Consider the following 21,533-nt stretch of genomic DNA (forward strand, 5'->3'; position numbering starts at 1 on the left):
AAGGAGGAGGCCGCACCGCGGCCGGGGGACATTCGCCGGAAAGGGCATGGGGCCCAGCGCCCGACCCACCGACACCCGCTTGAAGCGAAATAAAGGACGGAGGGCGGCCGCAGCCCGACGCCGGAGACATTCGCCGGAAAGGGCATGGGCGCCCAGCGCCCGACCCGCCAACCGCCGCGCCCGAATGTGTTCAGAGCGCGCTTTTGGCTTGCCACATGCAAATGGGCGAAAACCCAAAAAAAAGCCCCGCATCGGCGGGGCTTTTTCAGCTTGCGTCAGATCAGGTCAACTGACCGTGGCAGTGCTTGTACTTCTTGCCGCTGCCGCACGGGCACGGGTCGTTGCGACCGACCTTGGGCTCGTCCAGCCGCACCTGGGCCACGCCGTTCTGCGACGCTTCCACCTGCGCGGCCTCCTCGTCGGCACTGTAGCTGCCGGCGTCCTGGTGCTGGAACTGCGACTGCAGCAGACGGGCTTCCACCTGCTGGCGCTCGGCAGCTTCCAGCGCGGCCACTTCCTCTTCGCTGCGGATGCGCACGCGCGCCAGTAGCGTCACCACTTCGCGCTTCACGTTCTCCAGCATTTCCGAGAACAGCTCGAACGCTTCCTTCTTGTATTCCTGCTTGGGCTGCTTCTGCGCGTAACCACGCAGGTAGATGCCCTGGCGCAGGTAATCCATGCGTGCCAGGTGCTCCTTCCAGCTCTGGTCCAGCACCGTCAGCATCACGTGCTTTTCCAGTGCGCGCATGGTCTCTTCGCCCACGCCGTTTTCCTTCTCGGCGAAGTGCTCGTCGATGCGCGCCTGGACCTTCTCGGCAATCGCCTCGGCGTCCAGTTCCTCGTGCAGCTTGACCAGACCCACCACGTCCATCTGCACGCCCAGATCCGACTCCAGCGTGGCTTCCAAACCCTTCAGGTCCCACTGCTCGTCGATCGAGTTCGGCGGCACGAAACGCGCCACGATGTCGTAGATCACGTCGCCGCGGATACCGTCGACATTCTCCTTCACCGACTCCGCATCAAGCAGCTCATCGCGCTGGGCGTAGATCACCTTGCGCTGATCGTTGTTGACGTCGTCGAAGTCCAGCAGGTTCTTGCGGATGTCGAAGTTGTGCGCTTCCACCTTGCGCTGCGCCTTCTCGATCTGGCGGCTGACCAGGCGGTCCTCGATGACGTCGTCTTCCTTCATGCCCATCATGCGCATCGCCTTCTGGACCCAGTCCGAGGCGAAGATGCGCATCAGGTTGTCTTCCAGCGACAGATAGAAACGGGACGAACCCGGATCGCCCTGGCGGCCGGAACGGCCACGCAGCTGGTTGTCGATACGACGCGATTCGTGGCGCTCGGTGCCCACGATGTGCAGCCCGCCGGCGGCCTTGACCACTTCATGGCGGGCCTGCCACTCGGCCTTGACCTTGGCGCGCTGCTCGTCGCTGGCGTCTTCGCCCAGTTCATGCAGCTGCGCTTCCAGCGAACCGCCCAGCACGATGTCGGTACCGCGACCGGCCATGTTGGTGGCGATGGTCACCGCGCCGGGCATGCCGGCGTTGGCGATGATGGTCGCTTCGCGATCATGCTGCTTGGCGTTGAGCACTTCGTGGTGCACACCCGCCTTGCGCAGGTGCTCGGACAGCATTTCCGAGGTTTCGATCGAGGTGGTACCCACCAGCACCGGCTGGCCGCGCTCGTTGCAGGCCTGGATGTCGGCCAGCACCGCATTGAACTTGCCGTTGCGGTTGAGGAACACCTGGTCCGAACCGTCCTTGCGGATGGTCGGGCGGTTGGTCGGGATGACCACCACTTCCAGGTTGTAGATGCTCTGGAATTCGTAGGCTTCGGTATCGGCCGTACCGGTCATGCCGGACAGCTTCTTGTACATGCGGAACAGGTTCTGGAAGGTGATGCTCGCCAGCGTCTGGTTCTCGCGCTGGACCGGCACGCCTTCCTTCGCTTCCACCGCCTGGTGCAGGCCATCGGACCAGCGACGGCCTGCCAGGGTGCGGCCGGTGAACTCATCGACGATCACCACCTCGCCATCGCGCACGATGTAATCGACGTCGCGCTGGTAGATGGCATGCGCGCGCAGGGCGGCATTGAGGTGGTGCACCACGGTCAGGTTCTGCGCCGCGTACAGGCCTTCGGTCTCGGCATTGAGGATGCCCGCCTCGACCAGCAACGCTTCGGCATGTTCCATGCCCGCTTCGGACAGGTGGACCTGCTTGCCCTTTTCATCGACCCAGAAATCGCCCTCGCCTTCCTCGGCTTCCTGCTTGATCAGGTGCGGGACGACGCGGTTGACGCGGATGTACAGCTCCGGGGAATCGTCGGCCGGGCCGGAAATGATCAGCGGGGTACGCGCTTCGTCGATCAGGATCGAGTCGACTTCGTCGACGATGGCGTAGTGCAGGCCGCGCTGGTAGCGGTCCGCGCGCGACAGCGCCATGTTGTCGCGCAGGTAGTCGAAGCCGAATTCGTTGTTGGTGCCGTAGGTGATGTCGCTGGCATAGGCCTCGCGCTTGTCGCCGTGCGGCATGCCCGGGTAGACCACGCCCACGCTCAGACCCAGCCAGTTGTACAGCTTGCCCATCTGCGCCGAGTCGCGGCGGGCCAGGTAGTCGTTGACGGTGACGACGTGGACGCCCTTGCCTTCCAGCGCATTGAGATACACCGGCAGCGTGGCGACCAGGGTCTTGCCCTCACCAGTGCGCATTTCGGCGATCTTGCCCAGGTGCAGGACCATGCCGCCGATCAGCTGGACATCGTAGTGGCGCATGCCGAGCACGCGCCGGCTGGCTTCACGGCAGACCGCGAACGCTTCCGGGAGCACCTTGTCCAGGGCTTCACCGTCAGCGATGCGCTGCTTGAACTCCGGGGTCTTGGCCTTGAGCTGCTCGTCGGAGAGCTTTTCGATTTCCGGCTCCAACGCATTGACCTTGGCGACGATGCGGTTGAGCTGGCGCAGCTGTCGTTCATTACGACTGCCGAAGACGCGGGTAAGCAGGCTGTTGATCATTGAAGGAACCGGTTGGAATGAGACGCCCCAACGGCGACGCTCCCCCGGGGGAATCGTCCGCCGCAAACGAAACAGGGCGCACTGCGCCCTGTCTATGGCAACACCCATTGTAGCTTGGGTCGGGGGCCTGGCGTTTCAAGCACCCCCTTCCGAAGCGAAAATCCGCGATCAGCCGCGCGAAACGCGCCCGACCGGGGTATTGCCGCCGTCACCGAGGAACTTGCGCGGGTTGACCACCTGGCCCCGTTCCCAGACCTCGAAGTGCACGTGGGCACCGGTGGAACGGCCCGTGGAACCGGCCTTGGCCACTTCCTGGCCTGCCCGGACCAGGTCACCCGGCTTCACCACCAGGCGCGAGTTGTGCGCGTAGCGGGTCACGTAGCCGTTGCCGTGGTCGACGTCGACCACGTTGCCGTAGCCGCCCTTCACGCCGGCGAAGCTGACCACGCCGTCTGCCACCGACATTACCGGGTCACCGACCTTGGCGTGGAAGTCCATGCCCTTGTGGGTGGCCGCACCGCGACCGAACGGATCGCTGCGGGTGCCGAAGTTGGAGGTGATGTAGGTATTGCGGATCGGCATGCGGCCGGGCACCGCGTTCTGCTCGAGCTGGTGGTCGAACATCAGCGATTCCATCACCGACAACTGGCGGCCTGAAGCAGCGAAGCGCTGCTCCAGCACCTGTAAGTCGGCGTTGACCGCGCTGACCGGGATGTCCTGGGTGGGGCCGGGCTCACCTTCACCGAGGCCGGGGGTCTCGTTGAAGTCGAATTCGCCGTCCTCCAGCTTGCCCATCTGGGTCAGCCGTTCGCCCAGGGCGTTGAGACGGGTGGCCTGCGCCTGCAGTTCACCCATCCGCGCTGCCAGCGCGTTGACCTGGGTCTGGGCGTCTTTCTGGGCCTGCGCCAGCTCGCGTTCCTGCTGGGCGACCTTGGCGTGGAGACGGGAATCATTGAACATGCTGCCACCGATACCGGCACCGAAGCCGATCAGGCAGCCAACCCCCAGCACACTGCCCAGCAGGGCCCGGGGTGAATCCTCGAAGTAGAAACGCAAACGCGCCAGCGGCGTCTTGGCCTTTCCTTCACGCGTTTTGATTACGATCTTTTTGAATGCCATCAGTGAGTTTTCATGTCTGAGCCGAAATCCAGTGCCCGTTCCCCATCAACGCCGAAGCCGGCGCTGGATGCGGTGATGGCGGATAAAGCCGGTAACCCACTGCGCCGCGCCTTGTGGCTCGACGCGCTGGACCGTCAGTTACGCCCCCATTTACCGCCTGCACTGGCCACCCGTTGCCGGCTGGCGAATGTAAACGGCGAGCACCTCGTTTTTCTCGTCGACTCCCCCGTGTGGCATGCCAAGTTGCGGCTTGCCGAAGCACAGTTGATCGACGCGGCCCGGTCCATCGGGCTGAAGGTCACCAAGGTGACCGTCAAAACTGCGTCTGTCCCTCCTCCCCGCTCCCCAGCGATCGACAACAGGAATGGCCCCCACGCAGTTTCAGCCGCCACGCACAAAGGGCTACGCGACGCGTTGGCTTGCCTGAAGGACATGGATCTCTCCAAATCCTGAAGGCATCGGGGCGTCCTGCCCCTTCCCCGACGCGTCACGAACATGTGAACTTGTCAGGGAACCGGCCTGCATCGTAGCCGTGGAACGTCGCCCAGTCGTTAGTCTTTTATTAAATTTGCGTTAAATTCAGCAAGAACCTCGATCAGGTTCACAAATCCGTGACCGACGTCGGCCAATGGTTCATTGACGTCAAGAACCTCGCGGACGTACCCCGAAAACGCGAAACGGCGCCATCGGCGCCGTTCGTTTTTCAATATATTCAATAGGTTGCGATAGATCAGGCGTAGGCCGGAACCCCGTACACGACCGGCGCCGTGGCGGCCGGCGCGTCATAGCTGACCCATTCCCACGCGCTGGCATCGGCCATCAGCGCCCGCACCAGCTTGTTGTTGAGCGCATGGCCGGACTTGAAGCCTTCGTAGGCACCCAGCACCTGGCCGCCGGCCAGGTACAGGTCGCCGATCGCGTCGAGGATCTTGTGGCGCACGAATTCGTCGGCGTAACGCAGGCCGTCGTCGTTGAGCACGCGGAATTCGTCGAGCACGATGGCATTGTCCATCGACCCGCCCAGACCCAGGTTGCGCTCGCGCATGTACTCCAGGTCGCGCATGAAGCCGAAGGTGCGTGCGCGGGAGATTTCCCTGGTGTAGGCGGCCGTGGAGAACTCGATCTCGGCACGCGACTGCTTGGCCGGGATCATCGGATGATCGAACTGGATGGTGAAACCGAGCTTGTAGCCCTCGTAGGGCTCGAAGCGCGCGACCTTGTCGCCTTCGGTCACTTCCACTGGCTTGAGAATGCGGATGAAACGCTTGGGGGCGTCCTGCTCGGCGATGCCTGCCGACTGCAGCAGGAACACGAACGGACCGGAGGAGCCGTCCATGATCGGCAGCTCGGCCGAGGACAGTTCCACGATGATGTTGTCCACGCCCAGGCCGGCCAGGGCCGACATCAGGTGTTCGACGGTCTGGATCTTGGCCTCGTGGTAGGTCAGCCCGGTGCACAGGGTGACTTCGGTGACCAGGTCCGCGCGCGCCGGCACTTCCACCACCGGGTCCAGATCGACCCGCCGGAACACGATGCCATGGTTGACCGGTGCCGGGCGCAGGGTCATGTAGACCTTGTCACCGCTGTGCAGGCCAACGCCGGTGGCGCGGATCGTGTTCTTGAGGGTTCGTTGCGGAATCATGGGGGGCAGGACCGGGAAAGCGCGCAATCAGCGCGACGGTGACAAACAAGAATAACACGCACTACCGCTACCCCTTTCTGAACCGAAAGACGGGCAGCGCCGCACACACGTGCCAGGGGCACGAAGGCGGCAGACTGCCGGGCCGATCCTGGCCCGGCAGCAAGGGACATGGAGGCGCCTACCGGGGAGGACAAGACCCCGGCATGCACTCCTCAGTCCGCCTGGCGGCGCAGGAACGCCGGGATGTCCAGGTAGTCGTTGGGCAGTTCGGCAGCAGCGGGGCCCGAGGAGGACGGGGCCGACGGCGCCACGGTGTCCGCGCTGGGACGACGCAGGCCCATGCCCATGCCCATGCCGCCGACGGCCTTGGACACGGCATCGCCGCCGGTGTCGAACTCGCCGAACTCCGGCTGGCCGGTGGTGGCGTTGCGGACCAGCTTGATCGGCGCGCGCTCGCCCGGACGCTGGGTCTTGGCAGCGACGGCACGGTTCAGGCCGGTGGCGACCACGGTCACGCGGACTTCGTCCTGCATGTCCGGATCCAGCACCGTACCGACCACCACGGTGGCGTCTTCGGAGGCGAAGCCATCGATGGTGCGGCCGATCTCGTCGAACTCGGCCATGGTGAAGTCGGCGCCGGCGGTGATGTTGACCAGGATGCCGTTGGCACCGGCCAGGTTCACATCATCCAGCAGCGGGTTCTGGATGGCGGCTTCGGCGGCGGCCTGGGCGCGGTCATCGCCACGTGCGGTACCGGTGCCCATCATCGCCAGGCCCATTTCGGACATGACGGTGCGGACGTCGGCGAAGTCGACGTTGATCAGGCCCGGACGCACGATCAGGTCGGCGATGCCCTGGACGGCGCCCTGGAGGACGTCGTTGGCGGCACGGAAGGCCTGGATCATGGTGGCGTTGCGGCCCAGCACGGTGATCAGCTTTTCGTTGGGGATGGTGATCAGCGAATCGCAATGCTGGCTCAGTTCCTCGATGCCCTTCAGCGCGACCTGCATGCGGCGACGGCCTTCGAACGGGAACGGCTTGGTGACCACGGCGACGGTCAGGATGCCCATCTCCTTGGCCAGCTGTGCAACTACCGGGGCTGCGCCGGTGCCGGTGCCGCCGCCCATGCCGGCGGTGATGAACACCATGTCCGCACCCTGCAGGGCGTCCATGATGCGCTCGCGGTCTTCCAGCGCGGCCTGGCGGCCCACTTCCGGATTCGCACCGGCGCCCAGGCCCTTGGTGACGTTGGTACCCAGCTGCAGCTGCAGCTTGGCACCGCAATTCTTGATGGCCTGCGAGTCGGTGTTGGCGGTGATGAATTCCACGCCGTCCACACTGGTGCTGACCATGTGCGCCACGGCGTTGCCGCCGCCGCCGCCCACGCCGATCACCTTGATCACCGCATTGGGTGCCATCTTTTCAATCAGTTCGAAATGCGCCATGTCCGTGTCCTCTTGATGCCGTTTACGCGGGACGGGGGCGTTGGAGATTCCTTCTCCTGTCCTCCCCCACCGTCGTGCCGGCGAGTTGTAGTTGGTTTGCCCTGGCCGGTTCGCACCGGTTGCGGCCGTGTTGCCTGCTTCAATGAACGGCCGGGGGGCCGCGGTGTTGCCGTCGTTCCAGTTGCATCGCACTGCGTGGTGTTGCCGGTGTTGCGTGGACTACGTGGATTTTTCGGGAACTGCTTATCGCGTGTTGCATGTGTACTGCGTGTCAGTGCCGCGCTCAGAATTCGCCGCGGAACCAGGTCTTGAGTTTCTTGAACATGCTGCCGGCGCGCCCGGTGGGCAGCGACGGACGGCGCGGGTGTTCGATCTGGCTGCCCATCAGCAGCAGGCCTACGCCGGTGGCGTGGACCGGATTGCCGACCACTTCACCCAGCCCGGTAACGTGCTGCGGAATGCCGACGCGTACCGGCATCTGCAGCATTTCCTCGGCCAGTTCGACCACGCCTTCCATCTTCGAGGCACCGCCGGTGAGCACCATGCCGGCGCGCACCAGTTCCTCGAAACCGGAACGGCGCAGTTCGGCCTGCACCATCTCGAAGATTTCCTCGTAACGTCCCTGCACCGCCTGGGCGAGTGCGTGGCGCGGCATCCGGCGCGGCGGACGATCGCCGACGCTGGGCACCTGGATGCTTTCCTCGGCGGTGGCCAACTGGGCCAGGGCGCAGGCGTAGCGCACCTTGATCTGTTCGGCTTCCGGGGTCGGGGTGCGCAGCATGTGCGCGATGTCGTTGGTGACGTGATCGCCAGCGATCGGCAGCGACGCGGTGTGGCAGATCGCGCCCTGCACGAACACGGCCAGGTCGGTGGTGCCCGCGCCCATGTCCACCAGCACCACGCCCAGCTCGCGCTCGTCGGCGGTCAGCACGGCGACGCTGGAGGCCAGCGAGGACAGCACCAGGTCGTCCACCTGCAGGCCGCAGCGCTGCACGCACTTGGAAATGTTGGCCGCGGCCGACTGCGCGCACACCACCAAGTGCGCGTGCACCTCCAGGCGCACGCCGGTCATGCCGACCGGGTTGCGGATGCCTTCCTGCGAATCGTCCAGCACGTACTCGCGCGGGATCGCATGCAGGATCTTCTGGTCGGCCGGGATCGCCACGGCCTTGGCCGCATCGAGCACGCGGTCCAGGTCGCCCCAGGTCACTTCACCGTCGCGGATCGGCACGATCCCGGGCGAGTTCTTGCACTGCACGTGGTTGCCGGAGATGGAGGCATACACCGAGCGGATCTCGCAGCCGGCCATCAGCTCGGCCTCTTCGACCGCGCGCTGGATGGACTGCACCGTCGATTCGATATCCACCACCACGCCGCGCTTGAGCCCGCGCGATTCGTGCGAGCCGATGCCGATGACCTCGATCGGATTGCCCGGCGAATACTCGCCGACCAGCGCCACCACCTTGGAGGTGCCGATATCCAGTCCGACGATCAGTGATTTGTCACCCTTGCGATTCATGTCCTGTCCTGCGCCGGTTTCGGCGCGGTTGCGGCCGGGGTACCCCAGCTCAGCGTGAAGCCATTGGTATATCGGAGGTCGGCGCGTTCGATCGGCGCCTGCGGGTTGGCCAGCTGCGGCAGCACGCGCACGAACCGCTGCAGACGCGAGCGCGCGTCATCGCGGCCGACCACCACTTCGGTGCCATTGCTGAGCAGCAGCGACCAGCTGCCGCGGGCATCCATGGTGACCCGCTTGACGTCCACCCCGGCCGGCGCGAACAGCGCACGTGCATCGTTGTAGAGCGCCACCACTTCTTCGGTCTGCGAGTCCGGGCCGTCCAGGTCGGGCAGCTGCAGGTCCTGCAGTTTCTTGGGCGTGGCAAACAGCTTGCCCTGCTCGGAGAGCAGGCGGTCCTGGCCCCAGCGCGCGAACGGCTTGTGCTCGACCAGGCTGATTTCCAGCACGTCCGGCCACTGCTTGCGCACCTGCGCGCTTTCCACCCACGGCAGCTTCTCGATGGCGTCCTGCGCATCCTGCAGCTTGACCGCGAAGAAGCCCGCCTTGGCGTACGGCAGCACCACCTGCTGCAGCTGTTCGGCCGGCACCCGCTTGAACTCGGCGTGCACGCGCAGCTTGGCCAGCGGCCAGCGTTCGGCACCGACCCAGCCGTTGAGCACCGCCACCACGGGCAGCGCCACGACCGACAGGGCCAGCAGCCAGACGAAGATGCGCAGCACCGCGTTCATGCGTGGGCACGCTCCCTGTCCAGGTCCAGCAGGTTGATCGGCAGGGTCTGTTCCAGCACGCGCCAGACCAGTTCCTCGAAGCCGATGCCGGCCTGCGCGGCAGCCTTGGGTACCAGCGAGTGGCTGGTCATGCCCGGCGCGGTGTTCACTTCCAGCAGGTAGAAGCGGCCGCTGTCGCGGTCGCGCATCACGTCCACCCGACCCCAGCCGTGGCAACCAGCGGCCTGGAAGGCGGCCAGCGCGATACGGCGGATGTCGGCTTCGTCATCGCCGTCCAGGCCGGGGCACAGGTACTGGGTGTCCTCGGCGATGTACTTGGCGTTGTAGTCGTACCACTGGCCCTTGGGCACGATACGGATCGACGGCAGCGCCTGGTCGCCCAGGATCGCCACGGTGAGTTCGTCGCCCACCACCATCTGTTCCATCAGCAGCTGGCCGTCGTAACGCGCGGCCAGCGCCACCGCGTCGTCCAGGCCGGCGTCGTCGGTGACCCGGCTGATGCCCACGCTGGAGCCTTCGTTGGCGGGCTTGACCACCACCGGCAGGCCGAGCTCGGCGGCGGCGGCATGCACGTCCACGCCGTCCACCAGCTTGACGTAGCGCGGGGTCGGCAGGCCCAGCGACAGCCACACCTGCTTGGTGCGGATCTTGTCCATGCTCAACGCCGAGCCAAGCACGCTGGAGCCGGTGTACGGCACGCCGAAGGCATCCATCAGCCCCTGTACGATGCCGTCCTCACCGCCCCCGTTGTGGCCGTGCAGGATGTTGAACACGCGGTCGAAACGCTTTTCCACCAGCGCCAGCGCCAGCGCCGGGATGCCGTCCACGGCCACCGCGTCGACGCCGCGCGCACGCAGCGCGGCGATCACGTTGCGGCCCGAATCCAGCGACACCTCGCGTTCGCTGGAGGTGCCGCCAAGCAGCACCGCGACGCGGCCGAACACGGCCGGGTCGGTGACGCGCAGCGACGGGAAGAAGATCGGGTTCATGCCTCCGGGGTCTCCGTGAATCCTTCGGTTGCGATCAGCTGCGCCACGTGGCCGATGTCGCCGGCGCCCATCATCAGCAGCAGGTCGCCGTCCTGCAGCACGTCGGGCAGCACGTGCGACAGCTCGGCGGTATGCCCCACCACGACCGGCTCGCTGCGGCCGCGCGCGCGGATGGCGCGCGCCAACGAGCGCGAGTCGGCGCCCGGGATCGGCGCTTCGCCGGCCGGGTAGACCTCGCTCAGCACCAGCGCGTCCACTTCGGAGAGCACCGCGGCAAAGGCATCGAACTGGTCGCGGGTACGGCTGTAGCGGTGCGGCTGGAACGCCACCACCAGGCGCTGGTCCGGCCAGCCACCGCGGGCGGCGGCGAACACCGCGGCCAGCTCACGCGGGTGATGACCGTAGTCATCGATCACCCGGACCTTGGCGCCGGTGGCGGTGGTGACGATACCCAGGTCGTTGAAGCGACGGCCGATGCCGGCGAAGCTTTCCAGCGCGCGGGCGATCGCCTCCGGCGCCACGCCCAGCTGCCAGCCCACCGCAGCGGCGGCCAGCGCGTTGAGCACGTTGTGCGCGCCCGGCAGCGCCAGCGTCACCGGATGGCTGCTGCCTTCGGGCAGGCGCAGGGTGAAGCGCATGCGCGGGCCGTCCTGGACCACGTCCTCGGCACGCACGTCGGCATTGCTGCTCATGCCATAGCTCATGACATGGCGCGGGGTCTGCGCGGCCAGCGCGGCCACTTCCGGATCGTCGATGCACAGCACGGCCAGGCCGTAGAACGGCAGGCGCTGCAGGAACTCGGCGAAGGCGGCCTGGACGCGCGCGAAATCGTTGCCGTAGTTTTCCAGGTGATCCGAATCGATGTTGGTGATCACCGATACCAGCGGGTTCAGGCGCAGGAAGCTGCCATCGCTCTCATCGGCTTCGGCCACCAGCCACTGGCCACCGCCAAGCTTGGCGTTGGCACCGGCGGCCAGCAGCTGGCCACCGATCACGAAGGTCGGGTCCAGCCCGCCTTCGCTCAGCACCGCGGCGGTGAGGCTGGTGGTGGTGGTCTTGCCGTGGGTGCCGGCCACCGCGATGCCGCGGCGGAAGCGCATCAGTTCGGCCAGCATGGCCGCACGCGGCATGATCGGAATGCGCTGACTGCGCGCTTCCATCAGCTCGGGGTTGTCATCGCGGATCGCGCTGGACACCACCACGCAGTCGGTACCCAGCACGTTGGCCGCCGAATGGCCGCGCATCACGCGCGCACCGAGGCTGGCCAGGCGCCGGGTCGCGGCATTGTCGGCGTTGTCCGAACCGGACACTTCATAGCCCAGGGTCAGCATCACTTCGGCGATGCCGCTCATGCCGGTGCCGCCGATGCCGACGAAGTGCACGCGCGGGAAGGCGCGGACCAGGTCGTTGGTGTCGTGCAGGCGACGGATCATGCGCGGCCTCGCGGCAGGCGTGCGCGGTGGCGCATAGCGGTCTTCATTTGGATTCCTCGAGGATGATGTCGGCGATGCGCTCTGCGGCATCGACCTTGGCCAGGGCACGCGCGGCGTTGGCCATCTGCATGCGTCGGGCGGAATTTTCGGACAATTCGCGCAGCACGCCTTCAAGGTGCGCGGCCAGCGTTTCATCCTGCTTCAGCAACACGGCCGCGCCACGCTCGACCAGGTACTCCGCATTGCGGGTCTGGTGATCGTCGACGGCGGCGGCGAAGGGTACCAGCACGCTGCCGACACCGACCGCGCACAGCTCGGCCAGGGTCGAGGCACCGGAGCGGCACACCACCAGGTCGGCCCAGGCGAACGCCTCGGCCATGTCGGCGATGAAGGCGTCCACGCGGGCGTCGACACCGGCATCGCGGTAGGCCGCCAGCGCTTCGGCATGCAGCTTCTCACCGCTCTGGTGGCGCACCTCGATGGCGACGCGGCTGCCCAGTGCCGCCAGCGCCTGCGGCACCGCAGTATTCAATGCGCGCGCGCCCTGGCTGCCGCCGAGCACCAGCAGGCGCAGCGGCCCCTGGCGGTTGGCCAGGCGCACATCCGGCGGTGCGATCGCCGCGATTTCCGCACGCACCGGATTGCCCACCGCTTCCTCGCGCTGGGCGAAGCTGCCGGGGAAGCCGGTCAGCACGCGGCGCGCGAAGCGCGACAGGATGCGGTTGGTCAGGCCCGGCGCGCGGTTCTGTTCGTGCACCAGCAGCGGCAGCCCATGCAGGCGCGCGGCCAGGCCACCGGGGCCGGAGGCGAAGCCGCCGAAGGCGATCACCGCGCGCGGCTGGCGGTCGCGGATCAGGAAGCCGGCCGCACGCACCGCGCGCAGCAGGCGTGCCGGTGCGGCGAGCAGGGCCAGCTTGCCCTTGCCACGCAGGCCACTGATGGCCAGCGTGTCGATGTGGATGTCGTGCGGCGGCACCAGGCGTGTTTCCATGCCGCCGTCGCTGCCCAGCCAGGTCACCGGAATGCCGCGCGTGCGCAGCACCCTGGCCACGGCCAGGCCCGGGAAGATGTGCCCACCGGTACCGCCGGCCATGATCATCACGGGACGCGGGGAAGAAGTCGGGCGGGTGCTCATCCCATCCTCCCCAGGGTCGGTTCGATGCGCTGCTGCATGCGGCTGGTGCCACGCGGCGAGCTGTCGCGGGGCGTACCGTCGCGCGGGGTGCTGTCCTGCATCGCGGCCGCCACGTCCGACGCGCCCGGCGCCCTGCCCGGCTCGGCGGCGATCGGCTCCTCGCCTTCGGCCACGTGCATGCGCACGGCCTGGCGGCGCTCGGCGCGATCCAGTTCGTAGGACACCCGCAACAGCAGGCCCATCGCCACGCAGGTCATCAGCACGCTGGAACCGCCGGCGGAAATCAGCGGCAGGGTCAGGCCCTTGGTCGGCAGGATGCCGAGGTTGACCCCGATCGAGACGAAGCTCTGCATGCTCACCCACAGGCCGATGCCGAAGGCGATGTAGCCGGAGAAGTGCCGCTTCATTTCCACGCAGCGCATGCCGATCCAGAACGCGCGACCGGCCAGCAGGGCGTACAGCCCCACGATCAGGCAGGTGCCGAGGAAGCCCAGTTCTTCGGCGGTGACCGAGAAGATGAAGTCGGTGTGCGCTTCGGGCAGGTAATAGAGCTTCTGCACCGAATTACCCAGGCCCACGCCGGTCCATTCGCCACGGCCCACGGCCATCAGCGCGTTGGACAGCTGGTAGCCGTCGCCCTGCTGGTCGGCCCACGGGTCCCAGAAGGAGGTGATGCGGCGCATGCGGTAGGGCTCGATGATCGCCAGCGCGCTCATCGCCACCAGGCCGAACACGATCGGCATCGACATGCGCGGCAGGTTCACCCCGCCCAGCACCAGCATGCCGGCGGTGATCGCCAGCAGCAGCGTCGACGAACCGAAGTCCGGCTGCAGCAGCAGCAGCACCACCAGCGCGCCGGCCACGCCGAGCGGCTTGAGCATCGCCGGCCAGGTCGCGTTGACCTCGTCGCGGAAGCGCACCAGGTAGCTGGACAGCCACACGATGTAGAGCACCTTGACCGCTTCGACGGTCTGGAACTTGGAGAAGCCCAGGTTGATCCAGCGGCGGGCGCCGTTGACGCTGCTGCCCAGGCCGGGAATGAACACCACCACCAGCAGCGCAAAGCAGCCCAGCAGCAGCACCTGGTTGTACTGCTCGATGGTCTTGAGCTCGGTGCGCATGGCGATGATCGCCAGCACGATGCCCACCGCCAGGAAGATCAGGTGGCGGTTGAGGTAGTAGAACGGACTGCTCATCAACGCGATCGAGCTCGACGCGACCATCACCACGCCCAGCCCGGTGAGCGTGATGATCGCGCCCAGCAGCCACTTGTCGAAGTGGCCTCCGATGGCTTCAAGGCGGGTTGCCTGGCGCGACAGGTCATTCATCAGCGGACCTTCAACGTGGCCAGGCCGATCAGCACCAGCACCACCGAGATGATCCAGAAGCGCACGATCACGCGCGGCTCCGGCCAGCCCTTAAGTTCGAAGTGGTGGTGGATCGGGGCCATGCGGAACACGCGCTTGCCGGTGAGCTTGAACGAGGCCACCTGGATCATCACCGACAGGGTTTCAATGACGAACACGCCGCCCATGATCACCAGCACCAGCTCCTGGCGGGTGATCACCGCGATCGTGCCCAGCACCGCTCCCAGCGCCAGCGCGCCGATGTCGCCCATGAAGACCATGGCCGGGTAGGTGTTGAACCACAGGAAGCCCAGGCCTGCGCCGGCAATCGCCGCGCAGATGATCACCAGTTCACCGGCGCCGGGGATCTGCGGGATCTGCAGGTAGCTGGAGAACACCACGTTGCCCGAGGCGTAGGCGAACACGCCCAGCGCGCAGGCCACCAGCACGGTCGGCATGATCGCCAGGCCGTCCAGGCCGTCGGTCAGGTTGACCGCGTTGGAGAACCCGACGATCCAGAAGTAGGCGATGGCCACGAAGCTGATGCCGGCCAGCGGCAGCGCCACCGACTTGAACATCGGGATGTAGAAGGTCAACGCCGCCGGGACATCGGCGGTGTAGAACAGGAACAGGCCCGCCGCCAGGCCGAAGATCGACTGCAGCAGGTATTTCCAGCGCGACTTCAGGCCGTTCGGGTCGCGGCGCACGATCTTGATCCAGTCGTCGTACCAGCCGATGGCGCCGAAGCACAGCATCACCGCCAGCACCACCCACACGTAGCGGTTGCGCAGGTCGGCCCACAGCAGCACCGACAGGGTGATGGTCAGCAGGATCAGCGAACCGCCCATGGTCGGCGTGCCGGCCTTGGAGAAGTGGGTCTGCGGGCCGTCGGTGCGGATCGGCTGGCCGCCCTTGAACTGGGCCAGCTTGCGGATCATCGCCGGGCCCAGCCACAGCGACAGGAACAGCGCGGTCAGCGCGGCGAGGATGCCGCGCAGAGTCAGATAGCCGAACAGCCCGAACAGGCTCTCCAACTGCTGCAACCATCGGGCCAGTTCAAGCAACATTGGGGCTTTCCTCTCCTCGCGCCAGCAGCGCTTTTACAATTTTGTCCATGGCACTGCCGCGCGAGCCCTTGACCAGGCAGCGCACGCCAGCATGCAGTTCGTCGCCGAGCGCGGCGGCCAGCGTGTCGTGGTCCGCGAAGTGCCGACCGCCCTCGCCGAATGCGGTCGATGCGGCCGCACTGAGCGTGCCCAGGGTGTACAGGCGCTTGAGCCCGGCATCGCGCGCGCGGCGCCCGGCCTGGGCATGCAGCGCTTCGCCGTCCGGGCCGAGTTCACGCATGTCGCCCAGCACCAGCCAGCCCTCGGCCTTGCCGCCGGCCAGCGCATCGATCGCCGCGGCCAGCGAGCCGGGATTGGCGTTGTAGCTGTCATCGATCAGCACCGCGCCGTTGGGCAGCTGGTGCGCGATCTGGCGGCCGGGAACGGGTTCGGCGCGGGCCAGGCCCGAGGCGATCTGGTCCAGGCCGATGCCGGCGGCCAGCGCCAGCGCGGCAGCGGCCAGCGCATTGCTGATGTTGTGCCGACCCGGCAGCGCCAGCGCGATCTCGATGCTGCCCTGCGGGCTGGTGAGCAGGAACTGGCTGCCCGAGGCGCTCGGACGGATCGCCAGCGCGGACACATCGGCGCTGTGGTCCAGCCCATAGCGCAGCACGCGGCTGCGCGGCGGCTGGCCGACGATGCGCTGCTCGAACCAGATACCGAACGCGTCATCGGCATTGATCACCGCCACGCCATCGGCCGGCAGCGCGGCGTAGATCGCGCCCTTGGTGGTGGCCACGCCCTGCAGGCTGCCCATCCGCTCCAGGTGCGCCGGGGCGATGTTGTTCACCAAGGCGTAGCGCGGGCGGACGATCTCGGTGAGGTAGGCGATGTCGCCCGGCTTGCCGGCGCCCATCTCGTAGATGGCGAAGTCGGCATCTTCGGGCGCATCGAGCACCGCCAGCGGCAGCCCGATCTCGTTGTTGCGGTTGCCCGGATTGGCGTACACGACCTTGTGCTGTTCGCGCGCGACCTGCTCCAGGATGGCCAGCAACAGGCTCTTGACGCTGGTCTTGCCGTTGCTGCCGGTGATGGCGAACACGGCGGTGCTGCGGTCACGCTGCATGCCGTGGGCGATCCGGCCGAGCGCGTGTTCGCTGTCGGCGACCACGATCTGCGGCACGGGCAGGTCGAGCAGGCGCTCCACCAGCATCGCCGAAGCGCCGCGCGCGATCGCGTCGGCGGCGAAATCATGGCCGTCGAAACGTTCACCGCGCAGCGCCACGTACAGGCTGCCCGGGGCGAGCGTGCGGGTGTCGTTGCTGATGGCGTCGATGGCGGTGTCATCGCCATGGATCTCGCCACCGGCCCAATGCGCGATCAGCGACAGCGGGGTGCGCTTCATGGGGCCACCTCCCGCATCCGCGACGCCAGCACGCGGCCGGCGACCTCGGTGTCGTCGAAGGCATGCTTGACGCCGTGGACTTCCTGATACGGCTCATGCCCCTTGCCGGCGATCAGCACGATGTCACCGGCGCCGGCCAGGCCGATCGCGGTGGCGATGGAGGCGGCGCGGTCGCGCTGCACGGTGGCGGCAGCGGGCGAACTCAGGCCGGCGACGATGTCGGCCACGATCACGTCGCCATCTTCGCCACGCGGATTGTCGTCGGTGACGATCACCACGTCGGCGAGTTTCTCGGCGATGGCCGCCATCTGCGGACGCTTGCCGGTGTCGCGTTCACCGCCACAGCCGAACACGCAGACCAGGCGTCCGGCCAGATGATCGTGCAGGCTGCCGAGCGCCTGTTCCAGCGCGTCGGGGGTGTGCGCGTAATCGACCACCACGGTGGGCAGCCCGTGCTCGCCGCCCAGGCGGTTCATGCGCCCGGCGATCGGCTGCAGCTGCGAGAGCAGGTCTGCGATTGCAGCCGGTGCATGGTCGAGTGCGAGCAAGGCACCGGCCACGGCCAGCAGATTGTCCACGTTGAAGCGGCCCAGCAGCGGTGACTGTACCGGGTAGCGCGCGCCATCGACCACCAGGTCGAAGGCGATGCCGCGGCCATCGAGCTTCAGCGAATCGGCACGCAGCGTGGCCTGCTGCGCGCCGCGCGAGCTCAGCCCGATCTGGCGAACGCCGGCCTCGACGGTACGCAGCAGTTCGCTGCCGAAGCTGTCGTCCAGATTGACCACCGCCGCCTTGAGACCCTCGCGGTGGAACAGCTTGGCCTTGGCCGCGCCGTACTGCGCCATGTCGCCGTGGTAATCGAGATGATCGCGGGTGAGGTTGGTGAACACCGCCACGTCATAGTGCACGGCGTCCACGCGGCCCTGGTCCAGGGCGTGCGAGCTGACTTCCATCGCCACCGCCTGCGCACCGTCGTCGCGCAGTTGCGCCAGCACCTGGTGCATCTGCAGCACCAGCGGGGTGGTGAAGCCGGTCGGCACGACATGGCCATAAAGACCCACGCCCAACGTGCCGATACTTCCACTGCGGGTGCCGAGCAGGTGCCAGGCCTGGGCCAGCAGCTGTACGGTGGAGGTCTTGCCGTTGGTGCCGGTCACCCCGACCATCGTCATCGCGCGCGACGGGCGGCCGTGGAACTGGTCGGCCATGGCGCCCATGCGATTGCGCAGGCCCGGCACGGCGATCGCGTCGGCCGGGGCCGGCAGACCGGTCGGGGCCGGCGGATCGAACAGGATCGCACCGGCGCCATTGGCCCGCGCCTGGTCGACAAAGCCCAGCCCGTGCGCGCCGAAGCCGGCGATCGCCACGAAGGCATCGCCCGGGCGCACGGCGCGGCTGTCCAGCACCAGGCCGGTGATGGACGGATCGTGGCGGAGCGCCACGTCGGGAATCAACTGCGAAAGCAACATCGTCTGGCTCATTGGGTGCCTCCCTGCGGGGGCGGCACCGTGGCGTGCGCGCTGGGCAGCGCGGCATCGAATTCGGCGGCGGCATCCGGGGCGATCACCGTTTCCGGCGGCGGCATCGGCAGCACCGAAGCGGCGTGCCCCATCTTTCCGGACTGCTGGGCGGCCAGCCACGACTCGATGTCGTCCGGCGGCACGTCCATCAGGCGCAGCGCGCCTTCCATCACGTTGTGGAACACCGGCGCGGACACCAGGCCGCCGTAATACTTGCCGGCCTGCGGGTCGTTGATCACGATGACCGTGGCAAAGCGCGGGTTGGTAGCCGGCACCACGCCGGCGAACAGCGCGTTGTAATGCCCGCGTTCGTACCCGCCCGGCCCGGCCTTGCGGGCGGTACCGGTCTTGCCGGCCACGTGGTAACCCAGCACCGCCGCCTGCTTGGCGCCGCCCTGGGTGACCACGGTTTCCATCATCGCCACGACCTGCCTGGCAACGTTCTCATCGATGATCTGCTTGCCTTCGTTGCGCTGGCCCTTGACGAAGGTCGGCGCGATCAGCTTGCCGCCGTTGCCCAGCGCCGAGTAGGCGGTGGCGATCTGCAGCGGCGTGACATTCAGGCCATAGCCGTAGGACATGGTGGTCTTGGACGAACCACTCCAGCGCGCCGGACGCGGCAGCACGCCGGCCGATTCACCCGGGAACCCGCTGTGCGGGGAGACGCCGTACCCGAAGCTGTGGACGTGGTCGTAGAAGACCTGGTCGGGCATCTTCGCGGCGATCTTGGCCGCGCCGATGTTCGAGCTGCGGGTGATCACGCCGGTGACGTTGAGCACGCCATTATTGCGCGGCACGTCCTTGATGGTGAAGCGGCCCACGGACATGTAGCCCGGGTTGGTGTCCACCGTGGTGTCCTTGGTGACCACGCCGGACTGCAGCGCCGAGGCGATGGTCAACGGCTTCATGGTCGAACCGGGCTCGACCAGGTCGGTCACCGCGCGGTTGCGACGGGTGTCCGGGGCCGCGCCGCCGACCGAATTGGGGTTGTAGGTGGGCAGGTTGACCATCGCCAGCACTTCGCCGGTGGCCACGTCCATGATCACCATCGAGCCGCCGGCCGCCTTGTTGGCGATCAGCGCGTTGCGCAGCTCCTTGAAGGCCAGGAACTGGATGCGGCGGTCGATGCTGAGGGTCAGGTCCTTGCCCGGCTCGGCGGGGCGCAGCAGGTCGCTTTCGACCGTATCGCCCTTGCGGTTGCGGATTACCCGCTTGGCGCCGGCCTTGCCGCGCAGCCATTCATCGAAGGCCAGCTCCAGCCCTTCCTGGCCGCGGTCGTCGATGTTGGTGAAGCCCAGCACGTGCGCCATCGCCTCACCCTGCGGGTAGAAGCGACGGAACTCGCGCTGCGAGGCCACGCCCGGAATCTTCAGCGCGACGACCTTTTCCGCCTCGTCCGGATTGATCCGGCGACGCAGGTACATGAATTCCTTGTCCGACTTCTGTGCCAGCTTGGAGGTCAGCTCGTCCAGCGGCATGCCCAGCGCGGTGGCCAGCTCGGGAATGCGATCCTGCGAGCGCAGCAGTTCCTGCGGGTTGACCCAGATCGAGGCGACCGGCGTGGACACGGCAACGGGCTCGCCGTTGCGGTCGGTGATCATGCCGCGCGAGGTATTGATCGGCAGCTCGCGCAGGTAGCGCGCTTCGCCCTGGCGCTGGTAGAAATCGCTGTTGATGATCTGCACGTAAGCCGCGCGGCCCACCAGCGACACCGAGCACAGCCCCAGCGCCAGGCCCACCCACTTCAGGCGCTGGCGCAGGTTGAAACTGTTGCGTGCGCGGTTGCGACCGGACTTGTTCATGGCCGTACCACCACCACGTCGGTCGCTTCGGGGAACTTCATGCCGAGTTTTTCGCGGGCGACGCGGTCGACCCGGGTAGCCTCGGCCAGGGTCGCCTGCTCCAGCTGCAGGCGGCCGAATTCGATGTTGATCTCATCGCGCGCGCGCTCGACCTTGGACAACTCGATGAAGGTCTGGCGGTGGCGGTGGCGCATGAACACCACACCGATCGCCGAAGCGATGGTGCAGGCCAGCAGCACGATGAGCAGCAGGCGACTCACCCGGCCACCTCGCGCTTTTCGGCCACGCGCAGCACCGCGCTGCGCGAGCGCGGGTTGACCGCCAGCTCGTCGTCTTCGGCCTTGATGGCGCCACCGTGCAGCTCCAGGGTCGGCACGAAGGGCTGCGCTTCGGGCAGCCGACGGTTGCTCGGCGGTGCCTTGGCATGGCGGTTCATGAACTGCTTGACGATGCGGTCTTCCAGCGAATGGAAACTGATCACCGCCAGTCGGCCACCGGGCTTGAGCCGCGCCATCGCCGCGTCCAGGCCGGCTTCGAGGTCGGCCAGTTCGCGATTGATGTGGATGCGGATGGCTTGGAAACTGCGCGTGGCCGGGTTGATCTTGTCCTTGCCCCGCGGCATCACCGCGGCGATCGCATCGGCCAGTTCAGCGGTACGGGTGAACGGCTGCTTCTCGCGGCGGGCCACCAGGGCACGGGCGATGCGCCGGCTCTGGCGTTCTTCGCCGTAGGTCCACAACACGTCGGCGATCTCGCGCTCTTCGGCACGGTTGAGCCACTGGGCCGCGCTTTCGCCGCTGTCCGGGTCCATGCGCATGTCCAGCGGGCCGTCCTTGCCGAAACTGAAACCGCGCTCGGCCACGTCCAGCTGCGGCGAAGACACGCCAAGGTCGAACAGCACCCCGTCCAGGCCTTCGGCCGTGGCGTCCCAGTGCAGCAGGTCGGCGAAGCTGCCACGGAAGATCGACACGCGCGGGTCCGGCGCGAAATCACGCTCGGCTACCGCAATCGCTTCGGGATCCTTGTCCATGACCAGCAGCCGGCCTCCGGGACCGAGTTGCTCGAGCACGCCACGGGCGTGACCGCCACGACCAAACGTGCCATCGAGATACGTACCGTTTTCGATCACCCTCAGGCCTTCCAGGACCTGCGTGTACAGCACCGGCAGGTGCCCCGCCGGCGACTGCGACACCGGAAGGTGACCGGTCTGCGCTGCTCCGCGCATCCGGGCACCCCGGCTCACAACTTCAGGTCGAGCAACCCATCGCCCAGATCCCCGTCAGACAACGTCTGCTGGATCAACGCGCGATGTGCCTGCTCGCTCCACAATTCGAATTTGTCACCCATGCCCAGCAGAACCGCCTTCTTTTCAATGCCAACGGCACCGCGGT

At 67.0% G+C, this 21,533-nt stretch carries 16 protein-coding genes and 2 pseudogenes; 1 reads left to right on the forward strand and 17 read right to left on the reverse strand.

Annotated features, from left to right (window positions below; genetic code table 11):
* Positions 1-280 precede the first annotated feature (280 nt).
* Positions 281-3,013, reverse strand: a complete 2,733-nt coding sequence (secA, locus tag RTO53_RS12715) for a preprotein translocase subunit SecA (protein ID WP_312238133.1) — start codon at positions 3,011-3,013, stop codon at positions 281-283.
* Positions 3,014-3,181: 168 nt separating this feature from the next.
* On the reverse strand, positions 3,182-4,132 hold the full coding sequence (locus RTO53_RS12720) for a M23 family metallopeptidase (protein WP_038690496.1): 951 nt from the start codon (positions 4,130-4,132) through the stop codon (positions 3,182-3,184).
* A gap of 12 nt (positions 4,133-4,144) precedes the next feature.
* Between RTO53_RS12720 and RTO53_RS12725 the strand changes: the two genes are divergently transcribed.
* On the forward strand, positions 4,145-4,585 hold the full coding sequence (locus RTO53_RS12725) for a DUF721 domain-containing protein (RefSeq protein ID WP_312238134.1): 441 nt from the start codon (positions 4,145-4,147) through the stop codon (positions 4,583-4,585).
* A gap of 277 nt (positions 4,586-4,862) precedes the next feature.
* Here RTO53_RS12725 and lpxC read toward each other — a convergent pair whose 3' ends face one another.
* From lpxC to RTO53_RS12800, 15 genes and pseudogenes are all read right to left on the reverse strand, one after another.
* Positions 4,863-5,774 (reverse strand): UDP-3-O-acyl-N-acetylglucosamine deacetylase, encoded by a 912-nt coding sequence (lpxC, locus tag RTO53_RS12730; RefSeq protein ID WP_312238135.1) that lies wholly within the window; start codon positions 5,772-5,774, stop codon positions 4,863-4,865.
* A gap of 212 nt (positions 5,775-5,986) precedes the next feature.
* Positions 5,987-7,219, reverse strand: coding sequence for a cell division protein FtsZ (gene ftsZ, locus RTO53_RS12735; protein WP_256774914.1), 1,233 nt, complete (start codon positions 7,217-7,219; stop codon positions 5,987-5,989).
* Between the two features lie 283 nt (positions 7,220-7,502).
* On the reverse strand, positions 7,503-8,738 hold the full coding sequence (ftsA, locus tag RTO53_RS12740; RefSeq protein ID WP_017355446.1) for a cell division protein FtsA: 1,236 nt from the start codon (positions 8,736-8,738) through the stop codon (positions 7,503-7,505).
* Positions 8,739-8,791: 53 nt separating this feature from the next.
* Positions 8,792-9,466 (reverse strand): annotated as a pseudogene (locus RTO53_RS12745) (cell division protein FtsQ/DivIB); the annotation flags it as partial.
* On the reverse strand, positions 9,463-10,455 hold the full coding sequence (locus RTO53_RS12750) for a D-alanine--D-alanine ligase (RefSeq protein WP_312238136.1): 993 nt from the start codon (positions 10,453-10,455) through the stop codon (positions 9,463-9,465). The gene RTO53_RS12750 and the pseudogene RTO53_RS12745, both read right to left, overlap by 4 nt.
* On the reverse strand, positions 10,452-11,888 hold the full coding sequence (gene murC, locus RTO53_RS12755) for a UDP-N-acetylmuramate--L-alanine ligase (RefSeq protein WP_312238137.1): 1,437 nt from the start codon (positions 11,886-11,888) through the stop codon (positions 10,452-10,454). The genes RTO53_RS12750 and murC overlap by 4 nt, the downstream gene beginning before the upstream one ends.
* Positions 11,889-11,931: 43 nt before the next feature.
* Positions 11,932-13,023 carry an undecaprenyldiphospho-muramoylpentapeptide beta-N-acetylglucosaminyltransferase gene (gene murG / locus RTO53_RS12760; protein WP_312238138.1) on the reverse strand — a complete coding sequence of 364 codons (1,092 nt, stop codon included), beginning with the start codon at positions 13,021-13,023 and terminating at the stop codon, positions 11,932-11,934.
* Positions 13,020-14,351, reverse strand: coding sequence for a putative lipid II flippase FtsW (ftsW, locus tag RTO53_RS12765; RefSeq protein ID WP_312238139.1), 1,332 nt, complete (start codon positions 14,349-14,351; stop codon positions 13,020-13,022). Before ftsW ends, murG begins: the two co-directional genes overlap by 4 nt.
* Positions 14,351-15,436: a phospho-N-acetylmuramoyl-pentapeptide-transferase gene (gene mraY / locus RTO53_RS12770; protein WP_256774908.1), complete on the reverse strand. Its 1,086-nt coding sequence runs from the start codon at positions 15,434-15,436 to the stop codon at positions 14,351-14,353. Before mraY ends, ftsW begins: the two co-directional genes overlap by 1 nt.
* Positions 15,426-16,820 carry a UDP-N-acetylmuramoyl-tripeptide--D-alanyl-D-alanine ligase gene (gene murF, locus RTO53_RS12775; protein WP_312238140.1) on the reverse strand — a complete coding sequence of 465 codons (1,395 nt, stop codon included), beginning with the start codon at positions 16,818-16,820 and terminating at the stop codon, positions 15,426-15,428. The genes mraY and murF overlap by 11 nt, the downstream gene beginning before the upstream one ends.
* Entirely contained in the window at positions 16,817-18,301 is a 1,485-nt protein-coding gene (locus tag RTO53_RS12780; protein ID WP_312238141.1) for a UDP-N-acetylmuramoyl-L-alanyl-D-glutamate--2,6-diaminopimelate ligase, read from the reverse strand. The genes murF and RTO53_RS12780 overlap by 4 nt, the downstream gene beginning before the upstream one ends.
* Entirely contained in the window at positions 18,298-20,142 is a 1,845-nt protein-coding gene (locus RTO53_RS12785; protein WP_312238142.1) for a penicillin-binding transpeptidase domain-containing protein, read from the reverse strand. The genes RTO53_RS12780 and RTO53_RS12785 overlap by 4 nt, the downstream gene beginning before the upstream one ends.
* Positions 20,139-20,402 (reverse strand): cell division protein FtsL, encoded by a 264-nt coding sequence (gene ftsL, locus RTO53_RS12790; protein WP_312238143.1) that lies wholly within the window; start codon positions 20,400-20,402, stop codon positions 20,139-20,141. The genes RTO53_RS12785 and ftsL overlap by 4 nt, the downstream gene beginning before the upstream one ends.
* Entirely contained in the window at positions 20,399-21,367 is a 969-nt protein-coding gene (rsmH, locus tag RTO53_RS12795; protein WP_312238144.1) for a 16S rRNA (cytosine(1402)-N(4))-methyltransferase RsmH, read from the reverse strand. The genes ftsL and rsmH overlap by 4 nt, the downstream gene beginning before the upstream one ends.
* Positions 21,368-21,381: 14 nt before the next feature.
* Positions 21,382-21,533 (reverse strand): annotated as a pseudogene (locus RTO53_RS12800) (cell division/cell wall cluster transcriptional repressor MraZ); the annotation flags it as partial.

It is taken from the genome of Stenotrophomonas sp. (assembly GCF_031995405.1).
Classification (GTDB): domain Bacteria; phylum Pseudomonadota; class Gammaproteobacteria; order Xanthomonadales; family Xanthomonadaceae; genus Stenotrophomonas.